Origin of the sequence: Amphibacillus jilinensis Y1 (assembly GCF_000306965.1) — a bacterium.
GTDB classification, from domain to species: Bacteria; Bacillota; Bacilli; order Bacillales; family Amphibacillaceae; genus Amphibacillus_C; species Amphibacillus_C jilinensis.
Window position 1 is genome coordinate 45,459 of sequence record NZ_AMWI01000057.1, and the last position, 23,977, is coordinate 69,435.

General features: G+C 37.4%; 25 protein-coding genes. 1 reads left to right on the top strand and 24 read right to left on the bottom strand.

Annotation, left to right across the window (positions count from 1 at the left end):
• Positions 1-74 precede the first annotated feature (74 nt).
• From B494_RS0100225 to metG, 12 genes are all read right to left on the bottom strand, one after another.
• Complete coding sequence (locus B494_RS0100225; RefSeq protein ID WP_017470343.1) at positions 75-1,028, bottom strand: ribose-phosphate diphosphokinase; 954 nt, start codon at positions 1,026-1,028, stop codon at positions 75-77.
• Between the two features lie 21 nt (positions 1,029-1,049).
• Positions 1,050-2,426, bottom strand: a complete 1,377-nt coding sequence (gene glmU / locus B494_RS0100230) for a bifunctional UDP-N-acetylglucosamine diphosphorylase/glucosamine-1-phosphate N-acetyltransferase GlmU (protein ID WP_017470344.1) — start codon at positions 2,424-2,426, stop codon at positions 1,050-1,052.
• A gap of 173 nt (positions 2,427-2,599) precedes the next feature.
• The gene (gene spoVG / locus B494_RS0100235) at positions 2,600-2,890 is read right to left on the bottom strand and encodes a septation regulator SpoVG (protein ID WP_017470345.1); all 291 of its coding nucleotides are present in this window, start codon (positions 2,888-2,890) and stop codon (positions 2,600-2,602) included.
• Between the two features lie 319 nt (positions 2,891-3,209).
• The gene (gene purR, locus B494_RS0100240) at positions 3,210-4,022 is read right to left on the bottom strand and encodes a pur operon repressor (RefSeq protein WP_017470346.1); all 813 of its coding nucleotides are present in this window, start codon (positions 4,020-4,022) and stop codon (positions 3,210-3,212) included.
• Between the two features lie 69 nt (positions 4,023-4,091).
• The gene (gene ispE, locus B494_RS0100245; protein ID WP_017470347.1) at positions 4,092-4,946 is read right to left on the bottom strand and encodes a 4-(cytidine 5'-diphospho)-2-C-methyl-D-erythritol kinase; all 855 of its coding nucleotides are present in this window, start codon (positions 4,944-4,946) and stop codon (positions 4,092-4,094) included.
• A 406-nt stretch (positions 4,947-5,352) separates the two neighbouring features.
• Positions 5,353-5,619: a biofilm formation stimulator Veg gene (veg, locus tag B494_RS0100250; RefSeq protein WP_017470348.1), complete on the bottom strand. Its 267-nt coding sequence runs from the start codon at positions 5,617-5,619 to the stop codon at positions 5,353-5,355.
• Positions 5,620-5,962: 343 nt separating this feature from the next.
• Positions 5,963-6,835 carry a sporulation peptidase YabG gene (gene yabG / locus B494_RS0100255; protein WP_017470349.1) on the bottom strand — a complete coding sequence of 291 codons (873 nt, stop codon included), beginning with the start codon at positions 6,833-6,835 and terminating at the stop codon, positions 5,963-5,965.
• Between the two features lie 272 nt (positions 6,836-7,107).
• The gene (gene rsmA, locus B494_RS0100260) at positions 7,108-7,992 is read right to left on the bottom strand and encodes a 16S rRNA (adenine(1518)-N(6)/adenine(1519)-N(6))-dimethyltransferase RsmA (RefSeq protein WP_017470350.1); all 885 of its coding nucleotides are present in this window, start codon (positions 7,990-7,992) and stop codon (positions 7,108-7,110) included.
• The gene (gene rnmV, locus B494_RS0100265) at positions 7,985-8,545 is read right to left on the bottom strand and encodes a ribonuclease M5 (RefSeq protein WP_017470351.1); all 561 of its coding nucleotides are present in this window, start codon (positions 8,543-8,545) and stop codon (positions 7,985-7,987) included. The genes rsmA and rnmV overlap by 8 nt, the downstream gene beginning before the upstream one ends.
• A 191-nt stretch (positions 8,546-8,736) precedes the next feature.
• Positions 8,737-9,948: a ubiquitin-like domain-containing protein gene (locus B494_RS0100270; protein ID WP_017470352.1), complete on the bottom strand. Its 1,212-nt coding sequence runs from the start codon at positions 9,946-9,948 to the stop codon at positions 8,737-8,739.
• Between the two features lie 202 nt (positions 9,949-10,150).
• Positions 10,151-10,927: a TatD family hydrolase gene (locus B494_RS0100275; RefSeq protein WP_017470353.1), complete on the bottom strand. Its 777-nt coding sequence runs from the start codon at positions 10,925-10,927 to the stop codon at positions 10,151-10,153.
• Between the two features lie 259 nt (positions 10,928-11,186).
• On the bottom strand, positions 11,187-13,133 hold the full coding sequence (metG, locus tag B494_RS0100280; protein WP_017470354.1) for a methionine--tRNA ligase: 1,947 nt from the start codon (positions 13,131-13,133) through the stop codon (positions 11,187-11,189).
• 394 nt (positions 13,134-13,527) lie between these two features.
• Between metG and B494_RS0100285 the strand changes: the two genes are divergently transcribed.
• Complete coding sequence (locus B494_RS0100285) at positions 13,528-13,806, top strand: AbrB/MazE/SpoVT family DNA-binding domain-containing protein (protein WP_017470355.1); 279 nt, start codon at positions 13,528-13,530, stop codon at positions 13,804-13,806.
• Positions 13,807-13,928: 122 nt separating this feature from the next.
• Here B494_RS0100285 and rsmI read toward each other — a convergent pair whose 3' ends face one another.
• The 12 genes from rsmI to B494_RS0100350 form a co-directional block, all read right to left on the bottom strand.
• On the bottom strand, positions 13,929-14,801 hold the full coding sequence (gene rsmI, locus B494_RS0100290) for a 16S rRNA (cytidine(1402)-2'-O)-methyltransferase (RefSeq protein WP_017470356.1): 873 nt from the start codon (positions 14,799-14,801) through the stop codon (positions 13,929-13,931).
• Entirely contained in the window at positions 14,773-15,066 is a 294-nt protein-coding gene (locus B494_RS0100295; RefSeq protein WP_017470357.1) for a GIY-YIG nuclease family protein, read from the bottom strand. Before B494_RS0100295 ends, rsmI begins: the two co-directional genes overlap by 29 nt.
• Positions 15,056-15,793, bottom strand: coding sequence for a tRNA1(Val) (adenine(37)-N6)-methyltransferase (locus B494_RS0100300; protein ID WP_017470358.1), 738 nt, complete (start codon positions 15,791-15,793; stop codon positions 15,056-15,058). The genes B494_RS0100295 and B494_RS0100300 overlap by 11 nt, the downstream gene beginning before the upstream one ends.
• Positions 15,794-16,255: 462 nt before the next feature.
• Positions 16,256-18,181: an endonuclease MutS2 gene (locus B494_RS0100310; RefSeq protein WP_017470360.1), complete on the bottom strand. Its 1,926-nt coding sequence runs from the start codon at positions 18,179-18,181 to the stop codon at positions 16,256-16,258.
• Positions 18,182-18,886: 705 nt separating this feature from the next.
• The gene (gene yabA / locus B494_RS0100315) at positions 18,887-19,228 is read right to left on the bottom strand and encodes a DNA replication initiation control protein YabA (RefSeq protein WP_026065089.1); all 342 of its coding nucleotides are present in this window, start codon (positions 19,226-19,228) and stop codon (positions 18,887-18,889) included.
• Positions 19,229-19,248: 20 nt separating this feature from the next.
• A complete protein-coding gene (locus B494_RS0100320) occupies positions 19,249-20,076 on the bottom strand; it encodes a PSP1 domain-containing protein (protein WP_017470362.1) in 828 nt (275 codons plus the stop codon).
• A gap of 6 nt (positions 20,077-20,082) precedes the next feature.
• Positions 20,083-21,069: a DNA polymerase III subunit delta' gene (gene holB / locus B494_RS0100325; protein ID WP_017470363.1), complete on the bottom strand. Its 987-nt coding sequence runs from the start codon at positions 21,067-21,069 to the stop codon at positions 20,083-20,085.
• A 206-nt stretch (positions 21,070-21,275) separates the two neighbouring features.
• Entirely contained in the window at positions 21,276-21,716 is a 441-nt protein-coding gene (locus B494_RS0100330) for a YaaR family protein (RefSeq protein WP_017470364.1), read from the bottom strand.
• A 24-nt stretch (positions 21,717-21,740) separates the two neighbouring features.
• Complete coding sequence (locus tag B494_RS0100335; protein WP_017470365.1) at positions 21,741-22,070, bottom strand: cyclic-di-AMP receptor; 330 nt, start codon at positions 22,068-22,070, stop codon at positions 21,741-21,743.
• A 25-nt stretch (positions 22,071-22,095) separates the two neighbouring features.
• Positions 22,096-22,725, bottom strand: coding sequence for a dTMP kinase (gene tmk / locus B494_RS0100340; protein ID WP_017470366.1), 630 nt, complete (start codon positions 22,723-22,725; stop codon positions 22,096-22,098).
• 3 nt (positions 22,726-22,728) lie between these two features.
• Positions 22,729-22,968 carry a hypothetical protein gene (locus tag B494_RS0100345; RefSeq protein ID WP_017470367.1) on the bottom strand — a complete coding sequence of 80 codons (240 nt, stop codon included), beginning with the start codon at positions 22,966-22,968 and terminating at the stop codon, positions 22,729-22,731.
• 493 nt (positions 22,969-23,461) lie between these two features.
• A complete protein-coding gene (locus B494_RS0100350; protein ID WP_017470368.1) occupies positions 23,462-23,635 on the bottom strand; it encodes a sigma factor G inhibitor Gin in 174 nt (57 codons plus the stop codon).
• Positions 23,636-23,977: the final 342 nt, after the last annotated feature.

Genomic DNA, 23,977 nt, shown 5'->3' on the forward strand with positions numbered 1-23,977 from the left:
TGACGGACAGATAATAAACGATACTAATGGTTACAATTCCCTTTTGACAATCATGTTAAACCTAATTTTAAAAATTAATCAAATAAAACACTAACTGATAACTGTTCATGGACACGAATAATCGCTTCACTAATAAGTGGTGCTACAGATAAGGTAACGACTTTCTCTGTTTTTTTCTCTTCAGGTAACGGGATGGAATTTGTAACAACGAGTTCTTTAATTGGCGATTCACCCACACGTTCCATAGCAGGTCCAGATAAAACCGGATGTGTACAACATGCATAAACATCATTAGCACCATTCTTTATAAGTGCATTAGCTGCCAAGCTGATCGTACCCGCTGTATCAATCATATCATCAATTAGTATAGCTGTTTTCCCTTCTACGTTTCCTACAATATTCATGACTTCTGCAACATTAGGGCGCGGACGCCTTTTATCAATAATAGCAATAGGCGCTTTCAAACGTTCTGCCAATTGCCTCGCCCTAGAAACACCACCATGATCCGGTGACACAACAACAACATCCTCAAATTTTTTCGAGCTCCAATAATCTCCTAAGATAGGAACACCAACCAATTGATCAACTGGAATATTGAAAAAACCTTGGATCTGTGGAGCATGTAAATCGAGAGTGATTACGCGTGAAGCACCGGCAACTTGTAAAATATCCGCCACCAACTTAGCAGTGATCGGTTCTCTTGCACGTGCTTTTCTATCTTGACGCGCATAACCGTAGTATGGAATAACAACATTGATCGTTGCTGCAGAAGCACGTTTTAACGCATCAATCATAATCAATAATTCCATAATATGCTGATTGACTGGAGCACTTGTTGATTGAACAACATAAACATCACAGCCACGAATACTTTCTTCTATATTAATTTGAATTTCCCCATCACTAAAGCTAGTGACTGAGCACTTTCCCAATGGAACCCCAATCTGTTCTGCTATCTCTGCTGCTAAATGCGGGTTAGAGTTGAGGGTAAATACTTTCAAAGTACGATCTTGATATTCCGTTGACATTTCGTCAAACCTCCATGTTATCTATTTTAATAATTTATTAAACTTTTTTGCATAGTTTGCTTTGTTTTCTTGCTTTGCTCTTGCGATCGATAGTGCTTCAGCTGGGACATCCTTATTAATCGTAGAACCTGCTGCTACTAAAGCGCCTTGGCCAATTGTAACGGGGGCGACTAAATTAGCATTACAACCAATAAACACATTATCTTCGATCGTTGTTTTATATTTGTTTTCCCCATCATAGTTAACTGTAATCGTCCCACAACCAACGTTAACATTTGTTCCTATTTCAGTATCCCCAATATAACTTAAATGGGACACTTTACTCCCTTTGTTAATGGTCGATTTCTTCACTTCCACAAAATTACCAACTTTAACTTGATCATTAATTTGGGTAGCAGGTCGTATATGTGCAAATGGACCAATCTTAACATGCGAACCAATATCGCTTTGATGTGCGACACTGTGCGCAATTTCCGTTGATTCACCAATTTTACAGTCCTCAACTTCACTATTGGGGCCAATCACGGTTTGGCTTCCTATATAACTATCCCCTTTAATAATAGATCCGGGTTCTATAATAACATCAGGCGCAATCTTCACAGATGGAGCAATATAAGTGTGGTCAGGATCAATAATCGTTACACCATTCCGCATATGCTGCTCATTAATACGTTGTTTCATTAGTTTTTCAGCCGTCGCTAACGCCACACGATCATTTACACCTAATGTTTCATTAGGATCAGCCGTCTGAAAGGCTGTTACCTTGCGCCCTTGCTTTTGCGCGATTTCGATAACATCTGGCAAATAATATTCACCCTGGTTATTGTCATTAGTCACATGATTGAGTGCTTCAAAGAGAAATTGATTATCAAAACAATATGTACCTGTATTTATCTCTTTAATTAACAATTGGTCTTGATTAGCATCTTTTTGTTCAATAATTTTCGCCACATGACCTTGTTGATCTCGAATAATACGACCATAACCTGTTGGGTCATTAATGGTAGTGGTCAATACCGTCACCTGTGCTTCAGCTTGCAAATGATGTTCAAACAAAGCATCAAGCGTCTCCTTTGTTAACAGCGGCGTGTCTCCACACACAACGATGGTCATACCATGGGCATTTTTTAATAACGGTTCTACTTGTAAAACCGCGTGGCCAGTCCCTAATTGTTGTTCTTGAACAACATAATCCGTTATATCTCCTAATTGCTCTTTGACTTGATCTGCTCCAACCCCCACCACGGTGACCATCTTGTTAAGCTTTAGCGCTTGTAATTGATCAACAATATGTTGAACCATCGGTCGACCCATTACTGGGTGAAGGACTTTATATAGCTTCGATTTCATCCGTGTACCTTGGCCAGCAGCCAAAATTACGGCATATTTATTTATCATGAAGGAAACCTCCGGCATTTGATTTATGTATTGACATTAAAATTATACCACTAACGAATATATCTTAAAAGGTTAAGCATTTCAATATAATCTCCTACATCTGTTAAAATATTGACACAGAAAAAGCCCAATCTTAGTGATTAGGCTTATCAAACATTGAAAATAAAAATGATTTAAGAGACCCCGGCTTCTTCAAGCTTTGATTCTGGCTCATTAGCATGGTGATACTTTGCTAGAACAGCATCTTGAATTTTCGCTCGCATATTTGCATTAATAGGATGAGCAATGTCACGGAACTCACCATCCGGTGTACGCTTCGAGGGCATTGCAACAAATAATCCATTATTTCCATCGATAACCCGGATATCATGAATCACAAACTCTTCATCTAAAGTAATCGAAGCAATGGCTTTCATTCGACTATCACTTGTCACGCGACGTAATCTTACATCTGTCACTTCCATTATGATCACCACCTTTTTCCTTTTGAACTTATTTAAATACTAATTCAACAGTCTAATTCTAAATTCCTGCTTAATTTCATTTATTTTGAAAAAATCTTTATTTATGACAAATTACCGCATGTTCACTTTCACCCTAAACCACAAAAGCTATATCAAACGAACCTTCAGTCAGTGGGCATTTTTACGGACAGTGATCTATGGTAATATAAAACCGAACACATTCAACGTTTATAAAGTGAATGTGTTCGGTTCTTAAGCGTACGCTATGAGATTCTACTTAGTTGTGCAGTCATTCTCTTGTTTCTTCATAAAAAGCAAATCATTCAAAATAATTTCCTGGCGATACCTCGATTTGGCTGTTTTTAACATCAACATTTGAAATTTGAAGTAATGATGTATAATCATTAACAACACGCTCATCTTCTTCATCTTCTGCTTCAGCTAAGACACCAATAGCCGCTACATTTGCATCAAATTCCTTAAGCAAATTTTTCATCCCGTCAATCGTGCCACCAGCTTTCATAAAATCATCAATAATACAAACCGTTGACCCTTGAGCGAGACTTCTTTTGGTCAACACCATCGTTTGAATTTTACGTGAAGAGCCTGAAACGTAATTAATACTGACGGTCGATCCTTCTGTAATCTTCGGATCACGACGCACAATAACCACAGGCACATTTAGAAAAGATGCCACCGCGTACGCGATTGGAATGCCTTTTGTTGCTACCGTAACAACCGCATCAATATTTAGCGGGGCAAAAGCATTGGCAAATAGTCGCCCTATCGTACGCACCGTATCTGGCTCGCCTAGAAGATCACTCATAAATAAATAACCACCCGGCAAAATTCGATCCGGATCTTCAAGTCGCTTCGCCAGAGCTTTAATAAAATTTATACTTTCCTTTTGTTCATATTGAGGGATATAGCGAACGCCTCCACCCGCTCCAGCAATCGATTCCAAATACCCTATCCCTTCTTCTTTAAGCATTTGATTCATAATTGTTAAATCTTCACTAATGGATGACTTAGCAGCATCATATTGCTTAGAGAAAAAAGGTAAAGATATTAATTGCATAGGGTGCTCTAAAATATATCGTGTCATACCGATCAATCGATGACTTCTCTTCATTTTTTCACCTCTGAAACCGAATGTTTTTCACCAAATATACCATTTTATACGGTTTTAATCAAGTCGTTTTCAAGTGCCTAACAATCGAACGACAAAAACTTCTTGGCAAAAGCCTCGTAGACTATTATAAATACGGTCTGCTCTACTTTCTTGGCGTGTTAGTCCATAGACTGTCGGACCACTACCACTCATTAACACAGCATCTGCACCAGATGATTCCATTAACGTTTTAATTTGACCAACTTCCGAGTACTGCTGCAATGTTACACTTTCTAATACGTTACCTAAATGGTCGATCACTTGTTGATAGTTATTCGTCTGAATAGCTTTAATCATCTGCTCAGTATTAGGATGATCTATATTGCTTAAATCCAGATGTTGATAGACTGAAGGTGTCGACACGCCTATTGTTGGTTTAGCCAATACCACCCAACAAGCAGGAGGAGCAGGTAGTGTCATAATCTTTTCTCCACGCCCCCGCGCAACGGCTGTCGAATTGTAAACACAAAAAGAAACATCAGATCCTATTTGAGCACCTAATGTGGCTAGTTCATGTGTTGAAATATTTAAGGACCAAAGGCGGTTAAGACCTCTTAAGGTCGCTGCTGCATCACTACTTCCTCCTGCTAACCCAGCGGCAACCGGAATCTGTTTATCAATTATTATTTTTATACCCTTTGTTATGTTATAACTTCTTTTTATTAATTCTGCAGCTTGGTACGCCAAATTTCTTTCATCATTTGGAACATACTTACTTTCAGATTCAATCACAATTTGATCTGTTTGCATTTCAATAAGTTCAAGGCGATCAGCCAAATCAATTGTTGTCATCACCATTTCAACTTCATGGTATTGATCAGGTCGTTTATAAAGTACATCTAAGGTTAAGTTAATTTTGGCTGGCGCTTTTTCAAAAACACGCATCTTTGTCATCCTCTTCTAGCATTTTCCTTTAACCATTGGTTGTAATCACATCATAACATATTTCCAAATAAAAAGACTGCTGATTTTGAAATCAACAGTCTTTTAGTGAGAAATATGAGGCTGAGACAAAACTCAGCTAAAATAAAACAGCCATCATCCCCACTGGAGTCACTGCCTGCATGTCAATCACGCTGATCTCTCTTCCATATTAAAACCTAATTTTAGTTCATAATAAGATGGATACGATTTTGACGGCTTAATACATCAATATTCTGTTAAGAGTAAAATCAAAAGCACATAGCGCTAAGAGCTTGAAAGTGGTCAAAACAATCGCACAAAAAAACACCACTATTGTGGTGTTGATAAAATTGCCTATACCAAGACACAAAGAAAGCAGCAAATGATATTACTGCTCACCAACCGCTATCTTATTTCTTTCTTCGATGAAGCTTAATTCCACAGTTTCCGTTAAGATGTCTGCGTAGCTATAGGAAACACGCTCAAATGCATTTTCATCTTGATCCAAAGCTACAATGAAGACTGCTGGATAAGTTTCTGCAAGCGTTCCATAACGTTCTACCGTCTTTTTTCTTCCGCCATTCGCAATAAGCTTCAGACGTTTTCCAATCTGGCCATCTAGGACTCGTTTAATTTCAACTAACGTTTTCGCCACTATACTCCACCTCACTTCATTCATTATAGCATGGACCAATAAATTAGTCAATAAAATATTTTATTATAACAGTAATTCATTTTATTTGTCAATAAATTATTTTACCGGGCAGTACCATAATTTAATCTGATATCTCATGAACTGTTAGTATTATGGCTTTGTTTAGTTTGTTTATACAAATTTGTTACAAAAATTTTATCACAGCTAACCGCCCGTAAAACGCCCGCCGCAAAAATAGAAAGTAGAACAAACCTATTGAGGCGGAGGCTAACGGACGCTAATATCCTAATCCGGGCAGCTACCCATCAGTGGAAGAACGAAAATCCCACTGATTGGGGACGTATTATTTTTCAGTACCCTCATCCTCCAAGTAAGGCATTCCTGTTCGCAAAAAACCTCGAGTCTCAATCCCCCCCAAACCTTTCTCTCCAGTAAGCGTATTGCGCAATACTTCCGATACCATCACTTTGTCCATAAATGAAGTATAAGCTAGTTTGGCAGTAATATATACAGGATCTAAAGCATGGATGTTGATACGGGATGGAGAGCTAGCAAAGTTTGCTCCTGCACGTATAAGCGATTGAAAATAAGATTGACAGGCCCCAGCAAAAATAACAAGTTGATCCAAGTTGGATTCAATCCGCCTTGCTTCTCTAACAGCTTCCACAAAATAGCGAGAATGACGATATGCCTTTAAATCATTCTTATCTCCCTTTTTTTCTGAAAATGCATCGTGTCCGGTAATCACAACGATATCTGGTTGTATTCGTTGAATGAGTCCTGCTATTTCTAATGGCATTTCTGACTCTTCAATATATAAGCCATGAACTTGTAACCCTATTCGTTTATATAAATCAATACACTTTTTTAAATAGTGGCGATCGCCATCAAGGTGTAACACACGAGCTGGTAATTGAAAAAAATCAGCGTGATCTATATAGCCTTCTGTGCTTTCATACGTTCGCTTTTCTTTCATCAGCTGATAATCTTGTTTAAATAGACGAAAAGAATAATCAAGCTGTTCTTTTTCCTGTTTTTCATGTGTCAATATATCTCGTTCACTCGCTTTAACCAAATCGTTAATTGGCGCATCCGCTTCTAGACGCAAGTCTTCACCGTGTAGTATTGCCACCTGCTCTTTTAATGCAGAAATGCGAAATAAAATATCATGTTGATGGGACGTTCTTGTCACAAGGTCACCAACAATAAACGTCATGTTCTTTTCCCCCTTCCACCTTAACAATAGCCTATGTGAAAGGTTAAATAGGTGTGAAAAAAGCTCCGATATCGATATCGGAGCTAGTACTGATATATTATAATTATCGAAGGCTTGACCTCATTAAACCGCCAATTATAAAACGCACCTTCAATCGGTGGAGATTTTCTTTCTTCTTCCACTGGTCGGTAGTTGAGTGAATCCCAACACCAGTAGACGTTAGCTCCCTCCTCAATAGATTTACTCTACTTTCTATTTTTGAGGCGGGCGTTTTACGAACGATTAGCTGTGACAAAGTGATTAGCTAAGTGAGCGAATTCTGTGATCGATAAAGATTCTGCACGTCGTGTCCCATCAATACCTGCACTTCTAAGTTTAGCTTCTACGGTTTCCTTATCATAACAATCTTTAAAGTGTCGAGCTAAATTATTTCGCAATGTCTTACGCCTTTGTCCAAAGCTTGCCTGAACGAGGGCAAAGAAGAACGATTCATCTTCAACATATACGGCTGGTTCCTCCCTGTAGGTTAGATGGAGTACAGAAGAATCCACATTAGGTTGAGGCATGAAAACCGTCTTTGGAACATTTAAAACAACCTGAGCAGTTGCATAGTACTGTATTGCAATCGATAACGAACCATAGCTTTTACTATTAGGTTGTGCTGCCATTCGATCTGCTACTTCTTTTTGGATCATGACCGTTATGCTTTCTAGTGGCAAGCGTGCCATCAGTAATTTTGTAATAATCGGTGTGGTTACATAATACGGCAAATTGGCAACTAATTTGAGGCGCTGATTTGGCTTAAAGTGTTGCGTAATGATCTTTTGCAAATCGGCTTTTAGCACATCATGATAAACAATAGAAATATTACTATAATCTGCTAAGGTATCTGATAAAATCGGTGCTAAACGTTCGTCAATTTCAAACGCTAGAACATTTTCGGCATGAAGTGCTAATTGTTCAGTTAATGCACCCATCCCTGGACCAATTTCTATTGCTCCTGTGTCTTTAGTAACCCCTGCCGCTTTAAGTATATTCGTTAAAATATTAACATCGATAATAAAATTTTGCCCTAGACTTTTCTTAAAAGTAAAACCATACTTAGCTAAATACATCTTGGTTTGGCTAGGTGTTGCAATAGCCTTATCTCTACTCATCATTTTCCTCCTGCACAATCACGTTCATCTGTTGGGCTATTTGCTCTGTTGTAATATTAAACATTTGTAGCCTTTTTAATAATTGCTTTCCATTAGCATACCCTAACCTTAATCGTTCGGTTAACTTCTCTCTTCTAGCTTTAGCTCGAGCGCCACCAATTAATCCAAAATCAATTAGATCTTCTCTTGAAATATCAGTTGGCTGTTCTTGATCGAGTTCATAAACGGCTGCTAACGCTTGTTTAATCGCATCTGCAGAAGCGTGCTCTATACCAATCCCCTTGTCGTGTTTAGCTCTTGCTTCCTGCTTCGTTAAAAATGCATGCTTGCATCCCGGCACCGCATCTGACACGATATGTCGGATTCTTTGACCAGGATAATCAGGATCAGTAAATATAATAACCCCACGCTTTTCGTGGGCATGTTTAATTTGATTAAGCGTTGAACGGTTGATTGCCGAGCCATTTGTTTCAATTGTATCTGCATTTAACACTTGTTTTATTTTAGCTGTATCATCTTTTCCTTCAACTACAATAATTTCTTTTATACGCACCCATCTAACCTCCGTTAACTTGATAACCTATTCATTATAGTATAAGTCGGCTTTGAACTAAAGTGCAAGCACCGTTAAATGCTGGTGCTAATAAAACGACCCTCAGTCAGTAGGCAGTGAATCAGGAGATCAGCACCCGTTATCCGTTATAAAAAAGCCTGTTAATGCGCATGCATCAACAGGCTTAACTATTAATCTACAATTTCCACTTGAACCGTGCGTCTTCCGAAGCGCCGCGCTTCTTCACTTGAAGACATATGCAAATCGATTTTATTACCATTTATTGCACCACCAGTATCTCTTGCTACAGCATACCCATAGCCTTCAATATATAGCTTAGTACCTAATGGAATAACACTTGGATCAACAGCTACAACACCTTGAGGATTAGCTTTCAAGTTATAACCAGTGGATGTTAACCCACGACCATCACATGAACCGCAATTCCAATTATAGGCGGTTGCTTCCATCGTCATTGTATTGGAGCTTGGTGCACTACTACTCTGCTCAGACGCATTATCGTTGCGTGAAACAGGCTCTTGAACAACCTTTGTTCCCACTGCAATAATACGTTGCTCACTTTCTTGCTTTACTTCTTCATTAACAAGCTCACGTTCCACTTCTTCACCATTCTCAATCGTTACACGATATTCTTTTTCGACAAGGCCTTCCGCACCAGACTCAACCACTTCCTCTGTTCCTTTTTTAAGGGAATCGTCATCGCGTCGAACTGTAGCGTAGTCGATTGTTTCTTCTACCACATCCGTTACTTCTTCAACACGAGTAATACGAACTTTCATATCTTCAGTTATGGTGTCATCTTCCTCAGGTTCTAATCGATCTAGTTCATCTAATTCAATTGATTCTGATTCCAATAGTTCAGAAACGGTCTCTTCTGTGGTCCAAACCTTCTCTTCTTCATTTGCATCCTTAATGATCACTTGAACAGCTTGATCCAAGACAATCGTTAAATCGGCCTCAATCAAATCAGAAGCATCAACATTTAACTGGTCATGTTCTCCTACTTCTACCCCAATATTGTCAAGAAAATCGGCTACTGTTTTTTCTGTTGTATAATACATGGTGCTTTCTCCGTCGATCACTAGGGTCAAAGCTTGTGCTTCTTTATAAACAATTTGCATCTCTGATTCTATTGCTGCATCTAAACTATGTGATAATTCATCATGCTCGCTTATCTCTATATCTAACTCTTCTAACAGATCTTCAACTGTTTGTGCGCGTGTTTCAATGGTTTCTGTTTCATCATTGTAGGTAAATTGAATTTCCGCCTTTGTCACTTCTAAAGCAACAAATCCTGTTACAAGAATAAGTGTGATTACAGTAATAATAGGTATAATGACTTTGTTTCTTAATACTGGCAATAGCTTTGTTTTTAAATCCATGCTTATTTGCCTCCTTTTTGTAGCGCGAGTGTATTATATAAACTTACAAAAAGGATGTCAAACAAGGTTTTTCACAATATTACAAAGATAAACCGCTATATATCAAGGGTTTTAAGCGTTCAACTCCAACTTATTTCACATTCATTAAAAAAAGGTTACACAGTAGGTCTTTCGTTACATTGCCGTAATATATCCTAATTTCTTACTTCACTTCATCCAAACCAAAAAGGCGATGAGCATTCGCTGTTGTCGCCCTCCCTACCTCATCTCTTGTCATCCCTCTTAGCTCCGCAATATGATCGGCTACTAAAGTTACATAAGCGGGTTCATTACGCTTACCTCGGTTAGGATGGGGCGCCAAAAATGGACAATCTGTTTCTATCAGTAGTCGATCAATCGGCACAATCTTTGCTACTTCTTTTGGCAGTTTTGCATTTTTAAACGTCACCGGACCACCTAGAGAAATATAAAAATTCATCTCTAAGCAAGCCTGGACATATTCAGGACCATCATTATAGCAATGCATAATCCCACCTGTTGTCTCGGCTTGCTCTTCTTGTAGAATGGAAACAATGTCTTCCGTTGCCTCTCGGTTATGAATGATAATAGGTAAATCTACTTTCTTAGCTAATTGTATTTGCTGTCGAAAAACGTCTTGTTGCACGTGTTTCGGTGATTTATCCCAATAATAATCAAGACCCATCTCTCCTAAAGCTACGACTTTCGGATGTGAAGCAAGTTTTTCTAGCCATTGTAGCTCCTCACCTGTAAAATCAACAGCATCGACAGGGTGCCAACCCACTGCTGCATAAATAAAATCATATTGTTCAGCTAGCTGTATTGCTTTCGGTATCGTATCGTGATCAAATCCAACGACGACCATCTCTGTTACCCCTGCTTCTACAGCACGTTGAATAACAGCTTCTCTATCTTCATTAAAATGATCGACATTTAAATGTACATGAGTATCGAATAACATCAATAAACCTCCTAATTGATAATAATGACAATTCTTTTCAAATGAATTAAGCTGCCTTGCTTACAGATATCTCAATAGACCGCCCTCAAAAAACTCGATGGAAAGAAGAGAATACTAAGATAGGAAAATCCGAACAATTAACCTCTGATTACACACCGCTTCAGATTGTTCGGATTCTCTCTTTCCTATTTGGTTAAGTCCAATCTCGTGTTCATCACAGATAACAGTCCGTAAACACCCACCTCAAAATAGGGGCGCTTTATTTTACTACAGACCCATTTGGTAGGGTAGGATCATATACTGTAGTTAATGATAAGTTACCCTCTGAATCTTCTCCAGTTAAGATCATTCCTTGAGATAATTCTCCACGTAGTTTAACAGGTTTAAGGTTAGTTACACAAATCACTTTCTTACCTATTAGATCATCGGGTTGATAAAAGGCTGCAATGCCAGAAACAATTTGCCTTTTTTCAGTGCCTAAATCAACATAGATCTTTAATAGTTTATCTGCTTTTTTTATTTTTTCAACTTTAATAATTTCAGCAACACGCATGTCAAGTTTGAGAAATTCGTCAAAAATAATTTCTTCTTTAATTGGCTCAACCTTTTTTTCTGGTTTAGACTTTTTCATCATATCTTTAATAACTGCTATCTCTTCTTCCACATCAAGTCTTGGAAAAATGGGCGCTTCTTTTATTACTTCCGTGCCTGTTGGTATAATCCCTATTTCTCTTGAACTTTCCCACGTTTTATATTGAGCGTCTGAAATCCCTAATTGTTTAAAAATCGCCTCTGGCGTTTCCGTTAAGAAGGGCTGCAACAATACGGCTATTCGACGAAGGGCATCAGCTAGATGAGCCATGACATTGCCAAGCCGCTCTTTTTTATTTTCTTCTTTAGCCAATAACCATGGCTGGGTTTCATCAATATATTTGTTCGTTCTACTAATGTATTGCCAAATCGAAGAAAGAGCTATACTAAATTCCATCTTCTCAATCGCATTTTCAACGTGATTGATCGTTTCCTCAGCAAAAGCCTCGAGTTGTTCGTCATACACATCTTCAGCCGCTTTAAATGCAGGCAAGCTGCCAGCAAAATATTTATCAATCATAGCCACCGTACGATTAAGCAAATTACCTAAATCATTTGCAAGATCATAGTTAACACGATCAACAAAGGCTTCAGGTGTAAAGACACCGTCAGAGCCGAATGGGACTTCTCGCAATAAATAGTAACGAAGTGCATCTAAACCATAACGATCTGTTAACGATATCGGATCAACAACATTTCCTTTAGATTTAGACATTTTTCCATCTTTCATTAAAATCCAACCATGAGCAAATACTTGCTTAGGTAGTGGTAAATCTAAAGCCATAAGCATAATTGGCCAATAAATTGTATGAAAACGAACAATTTCTTTACTCATTAGATGTACATCTGCTGGCCAATATTTTTGATAACGTTGATCATCATCACTACCATAACCTAACGCGGTAATATAATTTGACAACGCATCAATCCAAACGTAAATAACATGCTTGGCATCACCAGGTACTTTGACTCCCCAATCAAAAGTAGTTCGGGATACAGCCAAATCCTCTAAGCCTGGTTTAATAAAATTGTTGATCATTTCATTCTTTCGACTTTCTGGTTGAATGAAATGTGGGTTTTGCTCATAGAAATCAATCAGACGATCAACATATTTACTCATTTTAAAGAAATACGACTCTTCTTTTACCTTTTCTACCGGTCCACCACAATCCGGGCAATTTCCTGATTCAAGCTGCCTTTCGGTAAAGAAAGACTCACAAGACGTACAATACCAACCTTCATATTGATCGAGATAAATATCGCCTTGCTTAACAAGCTGAGCAAAGATTTTCTCAACCACTTGCTTATGGCGGTCCTCAGTTGTTCGAATAAAATCAACATAAGAGATATCCAATTTGTCCCACAATGTCTTAATACCACTAACAATATCATCGACATATTCTTGCGGCGTGACGCCCTTTTCATCCGCTTTTTTTTGAATTTTTTGGCCATGTTCATCCGTACCTGTCAAATACATGACATCATAACCACGCAAGCGCTTATAACGAGCCATTGCATCACCAGCAACTGTCGTATAAGCATGACCAATATGTAAGTTACCGCTTGGATAATAAATTGGCGTAGTAATATAAAAAGTCTTCTTCTTCTCTGACATGTCCTATTTCCTCCTTGTATCCATTCAAAAGCCATTCCAGTCAAATGGTTTGTTTAATGTAATATAACGTATTTCTTTATATTGTAGCGTTTTTAATATTATTTTTCCATCTATAATCGCTATTTGATTTTTCTTATTTCCTTACATCTTTTCCAACTCAAAGTGATTTAATCATTAATTAGATAATAGATAAAGCAACGTTAGTATGTTTAATTTGTATGGCTATTAGGAAAAAATAAGCTTAAAGAATGAAAACAAACACCATATCGCTTAATTTTTTTCCTTAGATACAATATTTTTGGAATTTTTTAATTGACACTTATAGAAATTACTGGTATATTCAAAATAGGTATTGTCGAAATATGCCGAAATTATAATAAAGGGGAGATTTTTAATGAAATCTACAGGTATTGTACGTAAAGTTGATGAATTAGGACGTGTCGTTATTCCAATCGAATTACGACGTACGTTAGGTATCGCAGAAAAAGATGCTTTGGAGATTTATGTCGATGACGAGCGTATCATCTTGCAAAAGTATAAACCAAGCATGACTTGCCAAGTGACTGGTGAAATTTCTGATGATAACCTATCGCTTGCTGACGGCAAACTCGTATTAAGCCCTGAGGGAGCTAAGGCATTAGTTGAAGAGATCAACAAAAATCTTAACAAATAGTAAATAAAAAGAGGCGTTAATTACAACGCCTCTTTTTATTATATCAAAAAATGCCAAATTATGTTGAAAAACGACGTTTTTTGCTATGAATAAATTCGAATAGGATAAATCTGAGTTAAATATTATTCGACATGATAACTTTGATAAACATCTCGCTTGGCCAATCCACGATCTTTTGCCACCTGCTTTATTGCCATTTTACTCGGTAACTGGTCTGCATTCATATAATGTTCCACATGTTGGTTAATCGTCAAATCATCCCACCAATTACTTTCTTCATCATCTAGATTTTTTCTCCCCTCAATAATGATACAAAATTCACCTTTTAGGGTTCCATGCTCAACCCATTCAAGCAATTGATCAACCGTACCTCTCACATATTCTTCAAAACGTTTTGTTAATTCACGCGCAATCGCTATTCGTCGATTCCCTAAATAACGTTGAATATCTTGTAGTGTTGCCGTTAAGCGATGCGGGGATTCATAAAGAATGATCGTGCTTTGTTGTTGACCTATAGTTAGGAAAGCTTCGTTACGTTCTTTTTTTTTCCTTGGTAAAAAGCCATAAAAATAAAAATGATCTGTGCGAAGGCCAGACCCTACGAGTGCACACAATGCCGCATTCGCTCCAGGTAATACAACAACGGGAATGTCTTGCTCAATAGCTGCTTGAACGAGCGGGGTGCCAGGGTCAGATATAGCTGGCATGCCTGCATCACTTACAAGTGCAATTGATTTACCTTTACTTAAGCTGGTAACCAATGTATCTATCTTTGTTAATTGACTATGCTCGTGGTAGCTAACAAGTGGACAGTGAATATCAAAGTGTGTAAGTAGCTTCTTGGTGTGCCGTGTATCCTCTGCTGCAATTAAATCTACTTTTTTTAATGTATTCAATGCACGGAGGGTTATATCCTCCAAGTTCCCAATTGGTGTCGGTACTACATATAAAACACCTTCAGTATGTTCAGTCTGATAACTCTTCTGCTCCTGCAATACACTCACCCTCTTTTTTCATCTGTATAAGTTGTTCTTTTTCAGCCCTAGATAGTTGCTTTATACGATATTCCATTTGCATTGCTAATGTTTTGCTTTCGAACTGCTCTTGATAGCATAGGCGAAAAGGAGATCTTCCCCTTGTATATTTCGCACCTTTTCCTTGCTCATGCATACGTAATCGTCTAGATAAATTATTTGTATAGCCGGTGTAGAGAGAACCATCTTTACACTCCAGTATGTAAACAACATGTTCAATAGACAAGTGTACTCAACTCCTCTGTATAACTACCGTCTTCATTAAAAACATAAAGAGGCGGTAGCAGTTTCAAGTCTGCCTTTCCATCTCGAGTCGCCTCAATCAATAAGATATTAGCTTCTTTTCCTTTTTTAGGATAAACAAATCTTATTTTTTTGGGTTCAAGTTTATAGTGGCGCATCAATGTTAATATATCCACCAACCTTCCCGGACGATGAACCATCGCTACCTTTCCACCTGATTTCACTAATTGACTGCATACCTTAATCACTTGTTCTAAAGTGGTTAAGATCTCATGACGCGCGATGGTTAAATAGTCATTTTTATTGAGATGGTCTTGATGTTTTGTTTGAAAGTATGGGGGATTAACCGTGACTAAATCAAATTTATCGTTTCCAAATCGAGCGGGCATATGTTTTAAATCATCGTGGATCATTTTAATTTGTTCTTGCTTCTGATTATGGTGTATACTCCTCATCGCCATATCAAACAAACGCGCTTGAATCTCTACCCCAGTAATCGGAGCCGTAGTAGATTTACTCATTAGTAACGGAAGCACCCCATTACCACTACAAAGGTCAATGATTTTACCTTTTTTAAGTGGAACTGAAGCAAAATCAGCTAATAAAACAGCATCAATTGAGTAAGAAAAGACAGTTGGACTCTGAATAATTTGCATTGATTTATCTGTAAAAAGAAAGTCTAACCTTTCATCCTCATATAATTTTACCATGTTATCCTCCAAAATGACTTTGCTTTACCGAAATTACAATAACCGGATCATCTTTACACTAAGATGATCATTAGTCGGTGTATGTAAGCATTGTTTTCTTTACTATATGATTGGCTTAAGTGTAAGCTATCTCATTGTATCATATGCTTTTAGCCTCGCGATAGTTGCGTTTATCGATAAAACAAACTTTCCATTAGTGGGCGTATTCGTGCTTCTCCGACTGATTAGTAGCTGGATCAGGACATTAACGTTCATTAGCTCCCACCTATATAAAGTTGCTCTGCGTTCTATTTTGAGGTGTGTTTTACGGAGGGTTATCTGTGATCAACATTTCTCGGGATCACTAGTCATTGATACTTTCAGTGATCCCGAGACAGCTAAAATTGATAACGCACTCAGCTTAAAACATTGATACAGTTATAGACAGCTCCACTTAACATGATTGTCAAATAATTTAGAAGTTTAATCCTCTGGCTCTAACCATACGTCAGCAACATATTTCCTATCTAAATCTTTCTTCGTCTTTCGATAGGATTTACTTTTAAAAATAATATCAAAATCGTAATCATCTGGGTAAAGTTCTTTTGCTGGGATTAAAAGCTTTAGTCGCTTATGATTAATTTTTTGTTTTTCTCCTTTAATCTGCACAATATAATTACCGGTTTGATCTGGTCCTTGATAGACAATGGCTGTTTCACCGGTTGCTAGAATGGTGACATTATCACCTTGGGAAAATAGCGTAACATGTTCGCTTTTTTTCTTCTTCCTCTCACCAGCATGTCTGTTAATCACAAGTTGACGTGCAAACTTTTCTTCATTCAGCTCTGCTTCAGTAAGACGAACCTTATAATTTCCACGCTCACCATAAGTTAAGAGATGTGCTTGCTCAATCAAGTTGGGATGAAGACCAAGCTTAAACGCAATTTCAAATGCTTGACTCTGCCCGGTCTCACCAAGCACAAGTTGATAGGTAGGCTTTAACGTTTCGAGATCAAATGCCATTGCGGCGTTAATAAAGCCATTCGTTTGATCAGCAAAGCTTTTTACCTCACTGTAATGCGTGGTTGCAAGTATGGTTGCACCTTTTTTAAACAATTGCTCTAAAATAGCAATAGCTAAACCCATTCCCTCACCAGGATCAGTACCTGACCCTAGTTCATCCAGCAAAACAAGCGAATGGTCATTTGCTTGGTTAAGGATGCTAATAATCGAAACAAGGCGTGAACTGAATGTACTCAAATTATCTTCAATACTCTGCCCATCGCCTATATCAACAAGGACGTGTTGAAAAATGGCTACTTCACTTCCAGCCTCAGCAGGAATAAGTAATCCCGCTTGAGCCATCACCGTTAATAAGCCAATCGTTTTAATGGTAACGGTTTTACCACCCGTATTAGGACCCGTAATTACAAGTGCCCGATCTGCCTCACCAAAAGCTACTGATAAAGGCACAGCCGCATCACCTAATGATGGATGCCTCGCACGATTTAGCCGAATCGTTTGGCCAGTTGAAAGCTTAGGTTTGGTCGCATTGATGTGAAGACAATATTTCGCCTTAGCAAAAATGACATCATAATTAAACATAACTTCAATTGCTATGTTAAAGTCTGTCTCAAGTTCAAGTATTGCTGCTGTTAATTCAAAAAGAATTCGCTCAACCTCTGTTTGTTCAGATAACTGTAACAGATTGATTTCCTCTTGAATGCCACCTAACTCGTCTGGTTCAATAAATAACGTCGCCCCAGATGCAGATTGATCAAGAATCGTCCCCTTAACCTTTGTTCGATGCTCTTTTTTTACAGCTAGTACATAGTGTCCGTTTCGCTCCGTTACGGTTCTTTCTTGTAAAAAAGAGGCGTATTTGTTCCCTTTTGCTAATTGAGTGATACGATCCTTTAGTCGATCCGTTAATACGTTGATTTGTCTTCTTAAAAAGCTTAGCTCTTTTGAAGCATAATCATCGACCTGACCATGACGGATTGTTTTAGCCATTTGTGCCTCAATAGTGGAAAAGTCCTCTATTGAACCAACGAAGCTACTAATTATAGGAGCGACCCATTGTTTGTTTTTCATAAATTGCTTGAGCTTGCGGCAATGATCTAAAAATGATAAACAGCGCTCGATTTGATCAGGTCTTATAAACAAACCTTTATGTGCTTGTGCAAGTATGTGGGTAAGCTCATCGACTGTGTGGATCGGCACACTAGTACTTATTCTCAAAATTTCAATGGCTTCTTCAATTTCCTCCATCGATTGCATGATCCGGTTTTTATTTTGACTCGGTTTCAAATGAAGCAATGCTTGTTTCGCACGTTCTGTATGTGCGTAATTCGCTAGTTTCTCTACTACATCAGCATAACCTAACTTCTTTAAATCCTCTGTTTGCATTCCTTTATTTCCTCCTCTACTTCAATCCAAAGAGCATGACACGATGACCGATTGTCCATAGCTTGGTTAAGTTAAAAGGCATCATCCAAGTTAAGGGTATTCACCCTAAAGTCACATGGGATAATATTTTGGAACAAAAAAACCACTATGAACAAACGTTCATAGTGGCCTTCTTTACTTAAGTATAAACCTATCCCTCTGTGGAATGGCTTATACTATAATATAAAAGACGTTATCTACCATAAACGTGTTCTTAACTACTTGCAATGCCATAGCAAATAAAACGTCCAAAAGACGTCTTTTTAAAGAATTACCCGAGGGGAACCCTTTAGCTATCATTTAGGTAACAGCATTCAAGTTATCCAATTGGTTGGATTAGTTAAGAACCACCAGATACATAAACATTCTCCTTGTACATGTAAATTTCATACACCTACACTATATGTAACACCGTGAAAAAAGTCAACCTTAATCATTGATATTTTTTTGTAATAGAATACAATTTGCAACAAAAGCTACCACAAATCCGTTCACTTTAATTAAGGAAGCACTGCCAACAGCTATGATCTACATCTTTTAACCTTATATATGCGAAAAGCATTCACTCGTTGATTAAGTGAATGCCCTAAGTGTGATGTTATACGTGAATTTTTTTCATCTTTTGCTTGTAGTGAGCTACAAACAACGCCTTATTTAATTAACCCGTTATTTTGTCTTGTTTAAAAATAATAAACAAAACAAACAGTCCTCATCTTGTCGCGGACTTCCAAAGTGGACATTGCATATATGAAAACCCTCTTCATATAAGCGGGCTAAATTATCATAGCCTTCACCAACTTTATCGTCATCATGCTTAACACTCATTTCTCCCTCTTGTTGAATTCCATTTTCTAGACGCTGACGCAAGTGATGATTTTCATGTGACAATCGATGATTTTCTTCTAGTAACTCACTTAAGTGGGTTTTCAGATCACCTAATTGTTGGTAAAGTTGACCAATCTGCTCTTCCATATCAGATACTTGTTCGAACACTTCTTTTTTATTCATGTTCATGTCACTTCACCTCATCATTCTGTGGTTTGCAAATTAACAACACCTTGGTCAATGAGTTCATCCAATGTGTACTCTACAACACGTTCTTTTTCTGGGATTTCCACTTGAATAACGCGCTCTAATATATTTAGACCGACTACCTTTCCCTTACCAATTGGTGTTTCAATCGACTCACCCAAATCTGGTAATTGTTTTTTTGCTTCTTCATAATCGTCATTTTCATACTTCAAACAACACATGAGTCGACCGCATAGCCCGGATATTTTGGCTGGGTTTAGCGATAAGTTCTGGTCTTTTGCCATCTTAATAGAAACAGGCTCAAAGTCTCCTAGAAACGTAGAACAGCATAGCATCCGCCCACATGGACCAATACCACCAAGTAATTTAGCTTCATCTCGAACGCCTATTTGTCTTAATTCTATTCGGGTTTTAAAGATCGCTGCTAAATCTTTTACTAGGGTTCTAAAATCAACCCGACCATCAGCTGTAAAGTAAAAAATGACTTTATTTCGGTCAAACGTATATTCCACATCAACCAAATTCATATCAAGTTGATGTTCAGCAATCTTATCTACACAAACACGATAAGCTTTATTGGCATTTTCTTGATTCTCTGTTACCGTAAGCTTGTCCTTTGTATTGGCTAAACGAATGACTTTCTTTAATGGTAAGACAACATCTTCTTCATCGACACATTTATTTGCAATGACCACCTTACCAAACTCTATGCCTCTTGCTGTTTCTACAATGACATACTCATCCCTAACAATCTTAAATTGATCAGGATCGAAATAATATATCTTACCCGCTTTTTTAAAACGGACACCTATAACTTCTACCATATATTGTCACCTCTGCATCTGCAGTGTTAGCTGCTCCATTACTAAAGTTGGATGAACATTTTGAACAATATGACGCTTTGCTTCCATAATTGCGTATAAGATCTGTGTTGTATCTTTTCGCGACCAAACCCATATTCCCTTTTCGAGCTCCGATAAATAAGCTCGAAAAACAATGGCTTCTTGTTGATCAATGTGTAAATAAATAAGGTCCTTAAACCAATACATTAAAAGATCTAAACCCATTTCGAGTTGGTCTCGGTTAGCAAAGTGGTCCATCCATTGTTTCTGAATAAACCATAATGTTTCATCTTGTTTAGATTGGAGTGTGCTTATCAATTGTACCACTAACTTTCGGGCCTGCGCAAACCACTCATCTTGATCTAATGCCTTAGCTGCTTCAAGATTATTTGTTAACACAGCAAATAACCGGGCATTGTCTGCTGTAACACCACTTGTCTCTAATTCTTGTTGGATATGAAAGGGGGATAATGGCTTTAAAGCAATCACTTGGCACCTTGATCTTACAGTATCCAGTATACTTTGACTATTTTCAGTCATTAAAATAGCTGTCGTTTGTCTGTTTGGTTCTTCTAAAAATTTTAATAAACGATTTGCTGCATTTATTGTCATTTGATCAGCTTGCGAAATAAGATAAACTTTTTGATTGGACTCTAACCCTGTATAGGTAAACTCTTTTTGCAAATGGGCAATTTGCTCTTTTTTTATTGATGCTCCATCTGGTTTAATCCAATGCACATCAGGATGGTTGCCTGAATTAATTCTTAAACAATCTTTACATTTTTCACACGGGTTTGCCCCGACACCGTCTTTACAAAAAAGACTTTTGGCCAACAAATGTCCTATTTCTTCCTTTCCGGTGCCTGGGGCGCCATGAATAAGGTAAGCATGTGCTGTTCGATTTCTAATCAGCATTTGTTTTAACATCTCGACAGCAACAGGTTGTTTGCCTTCTAAATCGTTCCAACTTCTCATTGTGTACACCCTTAATGATTTATCGTTTAAGCTACTACTGAAAAAGCACGCATTCACCTCATAATGAGTAAATGTCTTTTGCCTTCCTTACTTCTCGAGCTTTTCATTCCTACTTAGCATTTCTTAACGTGTAAAAAAAGTGCGAAATCAACGTATTGATTTGCACTCTACCGTTGCTAAGCCTATTCTAGCATAAGCTTAGCTTCTTATGAATATAAATTAATTAATAAACCTTTTATTTCACCTATAACATCAAGCATATCAATAGAACGTTTCTCTTTTTCTAAAATAGATTCCGTTAAGGTTAATAATTTTTCATCAATTTGTTTAACAATTGTCAACCGGCGACTATGACCATGCATACTAAAACTATGTGAATGTGTTAAATCAAGGCCAAATCCAACTGCTTCTTTAATAAATTCTTTAACCATTCGCTTATACTTTGCTAACTCCCTAATGGTTCGGTAACGCAGTAATTTATCGCTTTGTCGTGTAATATCCTTCATTAACTGTTCTAATTCATAACCTTGAAGCTTCTGTGCTTGAGTACTCACCATAGCTTCAAAGCTCAATCCCTTGGTGGCCTGGATTTGTTGACTTATTTTAGTTGGTTCGACTTGAGATCGTATGTCTTTATTAATCTTCACAGCACCGTGCTCCCTTTAATTAAATTAAAACTGATAGAAACTCTCTACAGGTACAACAAAAACGGTTGCTCCACCAACTTCAATATTTATTGGCTGGGGAATATAGGAATCCGCATTACCACCCATTGGAGAAATGGGTGCAACCATTTGTTCACGTTGACTTGAGTTATCTTTAATAATTGCTAAGGCTTCATCAACTGAGTCATCTTGGCAACCAATCATTAATGTTGTATTTCCTTCTTTTAAAAAACCACCTGTAGTTGATAACTTTGTTGTTTTATAATCCTTCCCACCTAGTGCATCAATTAATCGATTACTATCCTTATCTTCCACCACAGCTAGGATTAATTTCATTCTTCCACCTCCTCAAAATTTAATATCATTTCTTTAAATGCCGTAAAATCTCTTTATAAGTTAAATCAATCACTTCATTTAATGTTAATTGAGCATTAATCGTTTGAATCCGACTTGGAAAACGTTCCTTTATTAATTGGTAACCTTGATAAACAGCTTGGTGGAAAGATAAGTCCTCTAAATCTAAACGATTCTTTTCTCGACCTTGATTTGCCTCAATTCTCTCTAATCCTTTGCTAGGGGGGATATCAAAAAACAGCGTAAGATCGGGCATAAATTGATCAATAGCAAAGCGATTAATCTCATAGACATGATCAATCCCTAACCCCCTTGTATAACCTTGATAAACTAAACTACTGTCAATAAAACGATCGCATAAAACAATTTTCCCCTCTAATAGAGCTGGTTTAATCCTTTCAACAAGATGCTGGCGCCTTGCAGCAGCATACAGTAGCGCCTCTGTTCGGGCGTCCATTTCCGTATGCTTGCGATCCAAGATTAACTCACGAATCTTTTCAGCAATCGGAATTCCTCCAGGTTCCCGCGTTGTAAGGACAGGATACCCCTCTTCAATTAATTGATTGGCAACACTATTTAAAACAGAGGTTTTGCCAGCCCCTTCTCCACCTTCAAATGTTATAAACTGACCTACCACTATCTATTCTCCTTTAAAAACAAACCATCCTTCTGCAACATGAGTTTGCTGAAAATTTGTTTCTTGTTTAATTAAATACGCTATATAGTTAATGTGCATGTGCTTAATACGTTCATCTTTCAATAAGATCTGAATACCAGCTGAATACGGTATGACATCTTTTGCTACTACAGTACCTTCAGTATGTTCCCAATAGCAAAAGTATTGGTCTAGCTGTTTTACGAATAAATAAGCTCTGTACATTCAACTTCACTATAAAGAGGCTTTTCCTCTATTGTAGCACGTTTCCTTAAAAAACTTAATTGTGTTGTTACTTTTTCTACAACCTGTTCTAGATGGTTAACCTTTCTATAGTGGATATGTTTGTTACTTATAATTAAGTGTTGTCTATTACCTATGTTTCATTCCAGTGTGTTTATAGTCAACATAAAACAAGTAATAAAGTTAATAAATGAAAAAGAGGCAAAAACAGAGCCTCTTTTCATAGAAAAAAAGCATACGTTGTCTTTGTAAAAATGAAAACTATGCTTATTTTTATTTTATTATTGTGATGATTAAAAATTATAACTTTGCAGCAACCTCCGTGCTATTACCAGAGGATAAGAAAAGCGTTGGTCATACATCGCCCGAAGAAAATCATTGTTTATTTTCGAGGAGTCTTCGTATTTCCTACGCTTTGCCCAGGTTGGTTGGATTTTCATTACTTCTGTTTAGTTTTGTCCTGACTCAACTCTATTTAACTATTTATTGCTTGTTGATGAAGTTTTTTTAGTTTATTAACAAAAAAGCGATAATTAGGATCCTCAGGCTCTGTATTTAATAGCTTTTTCTCACAAACTTCACATACAAATAAATGATAGATGAAGATACCTTTTTCTTTATTATTGTCACAAATACTACACTGATGCATAAGCATCACCTCCACCTTGTAGTATTGTCTTAATCGTTAAACCCTATACATCTCATATTCTAATTTTTTGCCAATAGCTAGTCATATTCAATGTCTAATAGAATTATTTTATTAATATATCAGTGGATTACATAATGACTTTTACTATCACTAAACACGAATGTGAATGAGCCTATTTTCTGAGACATCGCCCATTGAGTTCCTTCGCCCTTTTCTTCAATGTAAATGCCTATATCGTTCGTATTTGTTTGTAAATATGCGAATTGTGAAGTTAATTTTTCATACATATTAAAGAAGCTATCTCACGTTTAGAGATAGCTTCTTTTCTAAGTTGCTTAGCGA